Source organism: Neomegalonema sp. (assembly GCF_028688855.1).
Taxonomy (GTDB): domain Bacteria; phylum Pseudomonadota; class Alphaproteobacteria; order Rhodobacterales; family Rhodobacteraceae; genus Neomegalonema.
Genome location: NZ_JAQTXI010000014.1, coordinates 91,873 through 103,971, shown reverse-complemented (window position 1 = coordinate 103,971; position 12,099 = coordinate 91,873). Strand labels below are relative to the sequence as shown.

Genomic DNA, 12,099 nt, shown 5'->3' with positions numbered 1-12,099 from the left:
CCTCATTTCCACCAGGTCAAGACCCGATTTCAAATTTCAGAGACTGCAGAGCCGTCCGCCGAAGCGTCTGCGCCGTCGGTGAGCGGTTTATAGGCCGGGAAAACCAAACGAGCAAGAACTATTTTCACAGTTTCATGACTTTTCTTGAAAACCATTCATATTCAAATGGTTGCGGTTGGAGAAAACCGGGATCCCCGCATCGCCCCCTCTTTCAAGCCGGGGGAGATCCGCCTATTTTCCTCCTCAGAGGGGCGAATCCTGCGAATCCGCGCGAATCCCGGCCCCGGATTCGGCGAATCTGGAGGAATCCATGCGAATCTCGCGGATCGGCGCGCTCGCGCTGCTGGGATCTCTGGCCATGGGGGGCGCGCTCTGGGCCTTCGCGCAGAGCGCGGAAGGAGTCCCGACGGTCGCGGCGATTCCCGCGCTCCCCGCCGTCGCGGTCCCCGGAAGCCCGGCCGAGACGCGCCTCTCCTTCTCGCCCGTCGTCCGGAAGGCCGCTCCGGCGGTGGTCAACATCTATACGAAGACCTTCGTGCAGCAGAGGCTGCATCCCTTCGCAGGGGATCCCCTCTTCGACGAAATCTTCAGAAGGCGCTTCGGAAGGCCGCCCACCGCCCGGGGAGAACAGAACTCCCTCGGATCGGGCGTGATCGTCGATCCTTCCGGAATCGTGCTCACCAACGCCCATGTCGTCGGGGGAGCCGATGAAATCACCGTGGCGCTCGCCGACCGGCGCGAATTCCCCGCAAAGATCCTCATCTCGGACGAAGCCAGCGATCTCGCGGTGATCCGCATCCAGGACGCCCCGGCCCTGCCCGCTCTGGAGTTCGGAGATTCGGACGCCCTCGAACCGGGGGATCTCGTGCTCGCCATCGGCAATCCCTTCGGAGTCGGGCAGACCGTCACCAGCGGAATCGTCTCGGCCGTCATGCGCGCCAATGACGACGGACAGGTCTATGTCCAGACGGACGCCGCCGTGAACCCCGGAAACTCCGGCGGCGCGCTCGTCGACATGCAGGGCAGACTCGTCGGGGTCAACAGCGCCATCCTCTCGCGCAGCGGCGGATTCCAGGGAATCGGATTCGCCATCCCCGCCAATCTCGCGCGCAGGGCCGTCGAGGCCGCCGCAGCAGGAGCCCGGAGGCTCGAACAGCCCTGGGGCGGAATCGCCATCGAGCCCCTGACCGCAGCCCAGGCCGCAAGGCTCGGACTCGGAGAGGCCCCCACCGGAGTCTCCCTGATCAGGCTGCATCCCGAAAGCCCCTTCGGGCGCGCGGGGCTCAAGGCCGGAGACGTCATCCTCAGCCTGGACGGGCTCGACGTCCATGACGAGCCGAGCGCCCGCTACAGATTCCAGGCGAAGCCCATCGGAACCCCCGCGCAGGTCGTCTATCTGCGCGACGGAGAAAGACGCTCGGCCGCCGTCGAGCGCGACGCCGCGCCAAAGGCCGGAGCCCCGAGGCTCGTCGAGATCGACGGAAGGACGCCCCTCAGCGGCATGGTCGTCGTGGAGCTGACCCCCGCCCTCGCCGCCTCCATCGGCCTGAGCGAGGCCGAAGCGGGAGTCGTCGTCCAGGATGAAGGATATGGACCGGGCGCAAGGCTCGGGCTCAGGGCCGGAGATCTGCTGATCGACGTCAACGGACGGCGCATCGGCGCGGCGGAGGATCTCGCCAGAGCCCTCGAGGAGGCCCCCGCCCTCTGGAGGATCACCGCCCGCAGGGGAGAACGCACCCTCGAATTCCAGGCGCGCATGAGATGAGCGGAAACCTCTTCGATCCGGAGCCCGGGCCGGAAGCCGCATCAGGACCAAGGCCGCCCCTCGCGGAAAGACTCAGGCCGGGCGCGCTCGCCGAGATCCTCGGGCAGGGGCATCTGCTCCGCCCGGACGGACTCATCGGGCGCATGGTCGCCGCAAGAAGGCTCGGTTCGCTGATCCTCTGGGGGCCGCCGGGAGTCGGAAAGACCACCCTCGCGCGGCTCCTCGCCGAGGCCGCAGGGCTCGAATTCGTCCAGATCAGCGCCATGGCCTCCGGAGTCGCGGAGCTGCGCAAGGTCTTCGACGCCGCCGAAGCCCTCAGGCGCAAAGGGCGCGGGACGCTGCTCTTCGTCGACGAGATCCACAGGTTCAATCGCGGGCAACAGGACTCCTTCCTGCCCCACATGGAATCGGGACTCATCACCCTGGTCGGCGCCACGACGGAGAACCCTTCCTTCGCGCTGAACGGCGCCCTGCTCTCGCGGGCCCAGGTCGCGGTGCTCCGGGCGCTGGAGCCGGAGGATCTCGAAAGCCTGCTCCGCAGGGCCGAAGCCGCCGAAGGACGCCTCCTGCCGCTCGCTCCGGAGGCTCGCGGAAGACTCGCCGAGATGGCCGACGGAGACGGGCGGCATCTGCTCACCCTCGCGGAGGCGCTGCTGAACGGGCCGGAAGGCGAAATCCTCGACGTCGCGGGACTCGGGGCGGCGCTGAACCGCCGCGCCCCGCTCCATGACAAGGCCCAGGACGGACATTTCAATCTCATCTCGGCGCTGCATAAATCCGTGCGGGGATCGGATCCGGAGGCCGCGCTCTACTGGCTCTGCAGAATGCTGACCGCCGGAGAAGATCCGCTCTACATCGCCCGCAGACTCGTGCGCATGGCCAATGAAGAGGTCGGGCTGGCCGATCCGGAAGCCGTGAAGCAGGCCCTCGCCGCAAAGGAGGCCTATGAGCTGCAGGGCTCGCCCGAAGGAGAACTGGCCCTCGCGCAGGCCGCCGTCTACATCGCCGCCGCCCCGAAATCCAACGCGCTCTACAGCGCCTTCAAGGAGGCCATGGCCGCGGCGAAGGAGACCGGATCGAAGCCGCCGCCCAAGGTCATCCTCAACGCGCCCACGAAGCTCATGAAGCAGGAAGGATATGGCGAAGGCTATCGCTACGACCATGACGAGCCGGACGCCTTCTCGGGACAGAACTATTTCCCCGAAGGCATGGCGCGGCCCGGATTCTACAGGCCCGTCCCGCGCGGATTCGAGCGCGACATGCGCAAGAGGCTCGATTACTGGGAGGAGCTGAGGCGGAGAAGGCGCGAAGAATAGAAAGAAAAGACCGGAGGAAGGCGCCCGCAGGCGCCTCCCGGATTTCAGGATCAGATCACGCCGAAGGCCCGCATCGCCTCGGCCACGCGCACGAAGCCCGTGATGTTCGCCCCCAGCACGTAGTCGCCCGGCGCGCCGTATTCCTCGGCGGTCGCCGCGCAGTCGTCGTGGATGTTGCGCATGATCTGCGCAAGGCGGGTTTCCGTCTGCTCGAAGGTCCAGCTGTCGCGCGAGGCGTTCTGCTGCATCTCCAGAGCCGAAGTCGCCACGCCGCCCGCGTTCGCGGCCTTGCCCGGCGCGAAGAGAATCCCCGCCTCCTGAAACAGCTTCACCGCATCAGGGGTGCAGGGCATGTTCGCCCCCTCGCCCACCGCGATCAGGCCGTGCTTCACAAGGGTTCTCGCGTCGCGGCCGGTCAGCTCGTTCTGGGTCGCCGAAGGCATCGCCACCTCGCAGGGGACGTCCCAGATCGATCCCTTCTCCACGTAATGCGAGCCCTTGCCCTTGAGGCGGGCGTATTCGGAGATGCGGCCCCGGCGGACCTCCTTGATCTCCTGCACCAGCTCCAGGTCGATGCCGTTCTCGTCCACCACGTAGCCGCCGGAATCGGAGCAGGCGATCACCACCCCGCCGAAGGACTGCACCTTCTCGATGGTGTAGATCGCCACGTTGCCCGAGCCCGAGACCACGACCTTCTTGCCGTCGAAGCTGTGGCCGCGCGTGGCCAGCATCCGCTCGACGAAATAGGTGTTGCCGTAGCCCGTCGCCTCCTTGCGGGCCCGCGAGCCGCCGTAGAACAGACCCTTGCCGGTCAGGACGCCCGCCTCGTAACGGTTCGTCAGGCGCTTGTAATGGCCGAACATGTAGCCGATCTCGCGCGCCCCCACGCCGATGTCGCCCGCAGGAACGTCGGTGTATTCGCCCAGATGACGCGAAAGCTCGGTCATGAAGGACTGGCAGAAGCGCATCACCTCGGCGTCGGAGCGGTCGCGGGGGTTGAAGTCCGAACCGCCCTTGCCGCCGCCGATGGGAAGCCCCGTCAGCGCGTTCTTGAAGGTCTGCTCGAAGCCGAGGAACTTGATGATCCCCACGTTCACCGAAGGATGGAACCGGAGACCGCCCTTGTAGGGCCCCAGAGCCGAATTGAACTGGACACGGAAGCCCCGGTTGATGTGCACCTTGCCCTTGTCGTCGGTCCAGGGCACGCGGAAGATGATCTGGCGCTCGGGCTCGCAGATGCGCTCGATCAGCGCGTCCTCGGCGTAGGCCGGGCGTTTGGCCACCACGCGGCCGAGGCTCTCCAGGACCTCGCGCACGGCCTGGTGGAACTCCGCCTCGCCCGCGTTGCGGCGGGTGACGTCGTTGAAGATGTGTTCGAGTCTTTCGTCGAGATGAGGCAATGGAATCTCCGCAGAATCATCGGCGGGCCTCGTTGATCTGGGTCCGCGCGGATGCTGCTTTAGGGGAAGGCGGGGTTTCGCTCAAGTCGGGCGAAAGCCGCATGGCTCCCCGCAGACGCCGCAGACGGGAGCTTTCCGGAATTTTCCGGCGCCTTTTCGCAAGATAACGACGCCCTGAACCCTTGCGAAGCGCGGAAAGCTTCCACGCCGAAGCGCGGCGCCCGCCCGCAGGACCGGGCCTGCGCATCGGGAGGAGGAGGCGGCGGAGGGCGGGCGGAAATCCCGCTCCGGACGGCGCTGCGAAAGGATTTCTTTCGCATTGCGAAATGATGGACGTCCATCATTTCGGGATTGACGCCTCTCGGGATCAGCCCCATGCTCGGCGGACCAGGGAGGACATCAACGGCATGAAAAAGCCGACTCTGCACGATGTGGCCGCAGCCGCAGGCGTCAGCTACGCCACGGCCGACCGGGTCCTGAACGCGCGCGGCGGAGTCGCGGAGAAATCCGAAATCCGCGTCCGCGAGGCCATCCGCCGACTCGGATATGTGCGCGACATCCACGCCGCCACCCTCTCGCGACGCCGCAGACGCGCCTTCCGCTTCCTGCTGCCCGCCGGAGATCACGGATTCTTCGCCAGACTGCGCGCCGCCCTGCTCGCCGAACGCCTCAGGCTGGCGGCGGACAGGATCGAGATCGCCCTGCAGGAATTCCCCCCCTTCGACGCCGAAGCCCTCGCCGAAGCCCTCGAAGCCCTCGCGCCGGAGGATTGCGACGGACTCGCCGTGGTCGCCGCCGAAAGCCCGAGAGCCGCAAGAGCCCTCGCGCGGCTCAAGGCCGGAGGAGTCCCGGTGGTCGCGCTGGTGGCCGACGCAGGGCCCGAAGCGCGCGACGTCTATGTCGGAGTCGACAACCTCGGCGCAGGACGCACCGCAGGAAGGCTCATCCGCCTCGCCCATCGCGGCGGAAGGCGCGGACTCGTCCTGCCGATCCTCGGGAGCCCCACGGCCCGCGACCATCGCGACCGACTCGAAGGCCTGCGGCAGGTGCTGGCCGAAGAACCGCAGCCGCTGACCGCCCTGCCCGCCCTCGAAGCGCGCGACGATCCGGACCGCATGCGCGAACTGGTCCGGGCCGCCCTGCGCGAGGATCCGCCGCCCACCGCCCTCTACAGCATGGGCGCGGGCAATCGCGGACTCGTCGAGGCCCTGCGGGAAGCCGCGCCGGAGCGTCGCCCCATGGTCGTGCTCCATGAACTCACGCCCCATAGCCGCAAGGCTCTGGAGGAAGACCTCGTCGACGTCGTCATCGACCAGAAACCCGCAAGGGAGATCGCCGCCGCGCTCGCCGCGCTGCGGAGCCTCGCCGAAGGACGCGCGATCCCCGCCGGACTCGGGGCGATCACCCCGGCCCTCCATCTCAAGGACAATCCGCCCGCCGCGCCGAGCGCGCGCGAGGCTTCAGGAGACCTCTTCGCATGAGCGGATATTTCAGCGACTTCGCCCCTCTGGCCTATGATCCCCAGGGATCGGGCCCCGGATTCCGGCATTACGACCCCAATGAAGTCGTGATGGGCAAGCGCCTGGAGGATCACCTCCGCTTCGCCGTCTGCTACTGGCACAGCTTCGTCTGGGAGGGCGGAGACCCCTTCGGAGGACAGACCTTCCAGCGCCCTTGGTTCCCCGGCGACACGATGGAGCTGGCGAAGCTCAAGGCCGAGGCCGCCTTCGACCTCTTCCGCATTCTGGGCGTCCCCTATTTCACCTTCCATGACCATGACGTGCGTCCCGAAGGCGCCAGCCTGACCGAAAGCCGCAAGAGGCTGGAGGAGATGGCCGACCTCTTCGAGGCGAAGATGGCCGCAGGAGGGCCGAAGCTGCTCTGGGGCACGGCCAATCTCTTCAGCAACCGCCGCTACATGGCCGGCGCCTCGACCAATCCCGATCCCGAGGTCTTCGCCTGTTGCGCCGCCACGGTGCGCGCCTGCATGGAGGTCACGCATCGGCTCGGCGGCGAGAATTACGTGCTCTGGGGCGGTCGCGAAGGCTACGAGACGCTGCTCAACACCGATCTTTCTCAGGAGCTCGACCATATGGGGCGCTTCCTGAATCTGGTCGTCGAGCACAAGCACAAGATCGGATTCAAGGGCGCGATCCTCATCGAGCCCAAGCCTCAGGAGCCGACCAAACATCAATATGACTTCGACGTCGCCACGGTCTACGGCTTCCTCAAGCGCTACGGGCTGGAGAAGGAGGTCAAGGTCAACATCGAGCAGGGACACGCCATCCTCGCAGGGCACAGCTTCGAGCATGAGCTCGCCATGGCCAACGCGCTCGGAATCTTCGGCTCCATCGACATGAACCGCAACGATCAGCAATCGGGCTGGGACACCGACCAGTTCCCCAACAGCGTCCCGGAAATCGCGCTGGCCTATTACGAAGTGCTGCGCGGCGGCGGATTCTCCACAGGCGGCACCAATTTCGACGCCAAGCTGCGGCGGCAGTCCCTCGACGCCGAAGACCTCGTCATGGCCCACGCCGAAGCCATGGACGTCTGCGCGCGAGGCCTCAAGGCGGCGGCCAGGATGCTCGAAGAGGACGCCCTCGAAGCCCCGCGCCGCGCCCGATACGCCGGATGGGCCCGTCCCGAGGCTCAGGCCATGCTCGGCGCGGACGCCAGCCTCGCCGCCATCGCCGACCGCGCCGAAGCCGAAGGACTCGATCCGCAACCGGTCTCGGGGCGTCAGGAGCGTCTGGAGGCCGTCGTCAACCGCTACGTCTGACAAGCGGATTCAGGGAGGAGCGCGATCCGGAAAGCGGAGGCCGGTTTCCGGATCGATCGCGCGACCAGACAAGGGGATAAGGCATGAAGACCATCAAGGGCCCCGCGCTGTTTCTGGCCCAGTTCGCCGGAGACGAAGCGCCGTTCGATTCCTGGGAGTCGATCACGAAATGGGCCGCCGATTGCGGCTATCTCGGCGTGCAGGTTCCGAGCTGGGACGCGCGGCTGATCGACCTGAAAAAAGCCGCCGCCAGCAAGGATTATTGCGACGAATTCAAGGGAATCGCCGCCGCCAACGGCGTGGAGGTCACCGAGCTCTCCACCCATCTGCAAGGGCAGCTCGTGGCGGTCCATCCGGCCTATGACGAAGCCTTCGAAGGCTTCGCCGCGCCGGAAGTCCGGGGGAATCCCAAGGCGCGCCAGGAATGGGCCGTCGATCAGGTGAAGATGGCGCTGAGCGCCTCGCGCAACATGGGGCTCAAGGCCATGGCGAGCTTCTCCGGCGCTCTGGTCTGGCCCTACGTCTATCCCTGGCCGCAGAGACCCGCCGGGCTGGTCGAGACCGGATTCGACGAACTCGCCCGGCGCTGGAGGCCCATCCTCGACCATGCCGAAGATTGCGGCGTGGACCTCTGCTACGAGATCCATCCCGGCGAGGATCTGCATGACGGCGTGACCTACGAGATGTTCCTGGAGCGCGTCGGGAACCACGCCCGCGCCTGCATGCTCTATGATCCCTCGCATTACGTGCTGCAATGCCTCGATTATCTCGACAACATCGACATCTACGCCGAGCGCATCCGCATGTTCCACGTCAAGGACGCCGAATTCAATCCGACCGGGCGTCAGGGAGTCCATGGCGGATTCCAGTCCTGGGTGAACCGGGCCGGGCGCTTCCGCTCGCTCGGGGATGGACAGGTGGATTTCGGCGCGGTCTTCTCGAAGCTCACGGCGGCGGATTTCGACGGTTGGGCCGTGGTCGAATGGGAATGCTGCCTCAAGCACCCCGAGGACGGAGCTCGCGAAGGCGCCGAATTCGTGCGGAGCCACATCATCCGCGTCACTGAAAAGGCCTTCGACGATTTCGCCGACGGCGGAACCGATCAGGCCGCCAATCGCCGCATGCTGGGGATCGACCGATGAGCCAGAAACCGATCAGACTGGGCATGGTGGGCGGCGGCGCAGGCGCCTTCATCGGCGCCGTGCATCGCATCGCCGCGCGGATCGACGGGCGTTACGATCTCGTCGCGGGGGCTCTGGCCTCCACGCCGGAGAAGGCCAGGGCCTCCGGCGAGGCTCTGGGGCTGGCGCCGGACCGCAGCTATGGAAGCTTCGCCGAGATGGCCGAAGCCGAAGCCGCCCGCCCCGACGGAATCGAGGCGGTCGCCGTCGTCACGCCGAACCATGTCCATGCGGAGGCGGCCAAGGCCTTCCTCGCGCGCGGGATTCACGTCATCTGCGACAAGCCCCTCACCGCCACCATGGCCCAGGCCGAGGATCTCGCGGCGGCGGTCAGGGCCTCGAAAGCCCTCTTCATCCTGACGCATAACTACACCGGATATCCCATGATCCGTCAGGCCCGCGCCATGGTCGAGGCGGGAGAGCTCGGCGAGGTCCGGGTGGTCCAGGTGGAATATCCTCAGGACTGGCTCACCCGTCCCGTCGAAATCTCGGGCGCCAACAAGCAGGCCGAATGGCGCACCGATCCCGAACGCTCCGGCGCAGGCGGCTCCGTCGGCGACATCGGCACCCACGCCCATAACCTCGCCTGCTTCGTGAGCGGCCTGAAGGTCGAGAAGCTGGCCGCGGATCTGCAGAGCTTCGTCCCCGGGCGCCGCCTCGACGACAACGCCCATGTGCTGCTCCGTTTCGCAGGCGGAGCGCGGGGAATCCTCTGGTGCAGCCAGGTCGCGCCGGGCAACGAGAACGCCCTGAAGCTGCGCGTCTATGGCTCGGAAGGCGGACTCGAATGGAGCCAGGAGGAGCCCAACGCCCTCTGGTTCACCCGCGAAGGCGAGCCGAAACAGCTCCTCACCCGCAACGGCGCCGGAGCCTGGGCGGCGGCCCGGGCCGTCTCGCGCACCCCGGGCGGACACCCCGAGGGCTATCTCGAAGGCTTCGCCAACATCTACCTCGGCGCGGCGGACGCCATTCAGGCGCGTCGGGATGGCCGCGACGCCTCGGAGATCCTCGCGATCCTGCCGGGGATCCAGGCGGGGCTCGACGGCATGCGATTCATCTCGGCCTGCGTGCGCTCCTCGGCGGAGGACGCCGCATGGACGCAGCTCTGAACGCCCCCGTCCTCGCGCTGGAGGGAATCCGCCGGAGCTTCGGTCCGGTGGAGGTGCTGCATGGCGTCGACATCGCCTTGCGGCCGGGGCGCGTCCACGCCCTGATCGGCGAGAACGGGGCCGGGAAATCCACCACCATGAAGATCATGGCGGGCTATCAGCCCGCCAGCGCCGGACGGATCCGCGTCGGGGGCCAGGAGGTCGTCTTCAGAAGCATGGCCGAAGCCGAAGCCCTCGGCGTGGTCATGATCCATCAGGAGTTCAACCTCGCCGAACATCTGACCGTGGAGCAGAATCTCTTCCTCGGTCGGGAGCTGAAGCGCGGATTCCTCCTCGACAAATCCGCCATGCGGCGGCGCACCCGCGAGCTGCTCGCGCGGCTCGACCGTCCGCTGGATCCGGATCTTCCGGTTTCGCGGCTCTCGAACTCCGACAAGCAGATGCTGGAGATCGCCAAGGCGCTCTCCCGCGAAGCCCGAGTCCTCATCATGGACGAGCCCACCGCCGTGCTGACCCTCGCGGAGACCGCCGTGCTCATGGAGCAGATCCGGGCGCTGCGCGCGGCGGGGACGGCCATCCTCTTCACCTCGCACAAGCTCGACGAGGTCAAGGCTCTGGCCGACGACCTCACCATCATGCGCGACGGCGCCGTGGTCCAGAGCGGTCCCGCCGCAGCTCTGAGCCCTCATGACATGGCCGAAGCCATGGTGGGGCGCGAGATGTCCGACCTCTTTCCGCCCAGGCCCCCGCTCGATCCGGCGGCGCCTCTGGCGCTCTCCGTGCGGGGCCTCGACGTTCCGGGCCACGCCTCCGGGATCTCCTTCGATCTGCGCAAGGGCGAGATTCTGGGCGTCGCAGGGCTGATCGGGGCGGGCCGCACCGAGACCTTCGAAGGGCTATGCGGTCTGCGCCCCGCCCATGGCGAGGTCCGCCTCTTCGGCGAGGCGGTCCGCTTCCGCGCGCCCTCAGAAGCTCTGGCGCAGGGCGTGGCCTATCTCACCGAGGACCGCAAGACCCGCGGCCTGCTCCTCGCCAAGGGCATGCGCGAGAACCTGACCCTGCAATCCCTGCGCAAGTTCGCGCGAATCCTCGTCGACCGAAGGGCCGAAGAGCGGGCGCTCGACCGCGCCGTGCGGGAATTCGACATCCGCGCCGGAAGCCGCAGCATGCTCGTGGGGAATCTCTCGGGCGGCAATCAGCAGAAGCTGCTCTTCGCCAAGACGCTGCTCTCCGAGCCCCGCGTCCTCATCGCCGACGAACCCACGCGCGGCGTGGACATCGGGGCCAAACAACAGATCTACGCGCTCTTGCGCGAGCTGGCGGCGCAGGGTCTGGCCGTCGTCGTGATCTCCTCGGAGATGCAGGAGCTGATCGGACTCGCCGACCGGATTCTGGTCATGCGTCAGGGCCGCATCCTCGGCGAGGTCGCGGGCGCCGAGATGACCGAGGAAGCCGTCGTCCGCTACGCCATGGGCGTGGCCCGACAAGTCAGGCCGGGCGAAATCCGGAACGAGGAGACCGCATGACCGCCCCCCTTCAACCTTCCTCTCCCCCGCCCGCGGCCTTCGCGCCCCGACGCCGGATCTCCATGACGGTGGTCGGGCCGATTCTGGCGCTGATCCTGCTCGCGGCGCTGGGCGCATGGCTCAATCCGAATTTCCTGAGCGCCGCCAACATCACCAACGTGCTGGCGCGCTCGGCCTTCATCGGCATCATCGCCGTGGGCATGACCTTCGTCATCACAGCCGGGGGGCTCGATCTCTCGGTGGGCTCCATGGCGGCCTTCATCGCCGGGCTGATGATCATGGTCATGAACGCCGCCCTGCCGAGCCTGGGGGTGGGCATCCCCATCGTGCTGCTCGGCATGGGGGCGGCGCTGCTCGCGGGATTGCTCGCCGGGCTGCTCAACGGCTTGCTCATCACCAGACTGGGGATAGAAGCCTTCATCGTCACGCTGGGCTCGATGGGGATCTATCGCAGCCTCGTCACCTGGCTGGCCGACGGCGGCACCCTCTCGCTGGATTTCCAGCTCAGGAGCTTCTATCAGCCGATCTATTACGGCGGAATCTTCGGAGTCAGCTGGCCGATCATCGTCTTCGGGCTGGTGGCGGTCCTCGGAGAGATCGTCATGCGCTCGACGGTCTTCGGGCGCTGGTGCGCCGCCATCGGCAGCAACGAGCAGGTGGCGAAATACTCCAGCGTCAGGGTCGCGCGGGTGCGGCTGGCCACCTACGTCATGCTCGGGCTGCTCGTCGGGCTGGCGGTGATCATGTATGTGCCGCGGCTCGGATCGGCCTCCGCATCGACGGGGCTGCTCTGGGAGCTGGAGGCCATCGCGGCGGTCATCATCGGCGGCACCCTGCTCAAGGGCGGCTTCGGGCGCGTCTGGGGCACGGTGGTCGGCGTGCTGATCCTCAGCCTCATCGGCAACATCCTGAATCTGACCGATCTCGTCTCGCCCTATCTCAACGGGGCGATTCAGGGCCTCATCATCGTGCTTGCGGTGATCCTGCAACGCGAAGGAAAACCGGGCGCATGAGCGTCCG

9 protein-coding genes are annotated in these 12,099 nt (G+C 67.1%); 8 read left to right on the top strand and 1 reads right to left on the bottom strand.

What is annotated here, in order from left to right:
• Positions 1-310 precede the first annotated feature (310 nt).
• Together PHN62_RS11955 and PHN62_RS11950 are read left to right on the top strand one after the other, a co-directional pair.
• On the top strand, positions 311-1,765 hold the full coding sequence (locus tag PHN62_RS11955; protein WP_300150882.1) for a trypsin-like peptidase domain-containing protein: 1,455 nt from the start codon (positions 311-313) through the stop codon (positions 1,763-1,765).
• Complete coding sequence (locus PHN62_RS11950) at positions 1,762-3,081, top strand: replication-associated recombination protein A (RefSeq protein ID WP_300150879.1); 1,320 nt, start codon at positions 1,762-1,764, stop codon at positions 3,079-3,081. The genes PHN62_RS11955 and PHN62_RS11950 overlap by 4 nt, the downstream gene beginning before the upstream one ends.
• 50 nt (positions 3,082-3,131) lie before the next feature.
• Here PHN62_RS11950 and gdhA read toward each other — a convergent pair whose 3' ends face one another.
• On the bottom strand, positions 3,132-4,481 hold the full coding sequence (gene gdhA / locus PHN62_RS11945; RefSeq protein ID WP_300150876.1) for an NADP-specific glutamate dehydrogenase: 1,350 nt from the start codon (positions 4,479-4,481) through the stop codon (positions 3,132-3,134).
• A 407-nt stretch (positions 4,482-4,888) separates the two neighbouring features.
• Between gdhA and PHN62_RS11940 the strand changes: the two genes are divergently transcribed.
• From PHN62_RS11940 to PHN62_RS11915, 6 genes are all read left to right on the top strand, one after another.
• A complete protein-coding gene (locus PHN62_RS11940; protein ID WP_300150873.1) occupies positions 4,889-5,962 on the top strand; it encodes a LacI family DNA-binding transcriptional regulator in 1,074 nt (357 codons plus the stop codon).
• Positions 5,959-7,263 (top strand): xylose isomerase, encoded by a 1,305-nt coding sequence (xylA, locus tag PHN62_RS11935; protein WP_300150871.1) that lies wholly within the window; start codon positions 5,959-5,961, stop codon positions 7,261-7,263. Before PHN62_RS11940 ends, xylA begins: the two co-directional genes overlap by 4 nt.
• An 83-nt stretch (positions 7,264-7,346) precedes the next feature.
• Entirely contained in the window at positions 7,347-8,405 is a 1,059-nt protein-coding gene (locus tag PHN62_RS11930) for a sugar phosphate isomerase/epimerase (RefSeq protein ID WP_300150869.1), read from the top strand.
• Positions 8,402-9,553, top strand: a complete 1,152-nt coding sequence (locus PHN62_RS11925) for a Gfo/Idh/MocA family oxidoreductase (RefSeq protein ID WP_300150866.1) — start codon at positions 8,402-8,404, stop codon at positions 9,551-9,553. Before PHN62_RS11930 ends, PHN62_RS11925 begins: the two co-directional genes overlap by 4 nt.
• Positions 9,538-11,079 carry a sugar ABC transporter ATP-binding protein gene (locus tag PHN62_RS11920; protein ID WP_300150864.1) on the top strand — a complete coding sequence of 514 codons (1,542 nt, stop codon included), beginning with the start codon at positions 9,538-9,540 and terminating at the stop codon, positions 11,077-11,079. The genes PHN62_RS11925 and PHN62_RS11920 overlap by 16 nt, the downstream gene beginning before the upstream one ends.
• 62 nt (positions 11,080-11,141) lie before the next feature.
• Complete coding sequence (locus PHN62_RS11915) at positions 11,142-12,092, top strand: ABC transporter permease (RefSeq protein WP_300150894.1); 951 nt, start codon at positions 11,142-11,144, stop codon at positions 12,090-12,092.
• Positions 12,093-12,099 lie beyond the last annotated feature (7 nt).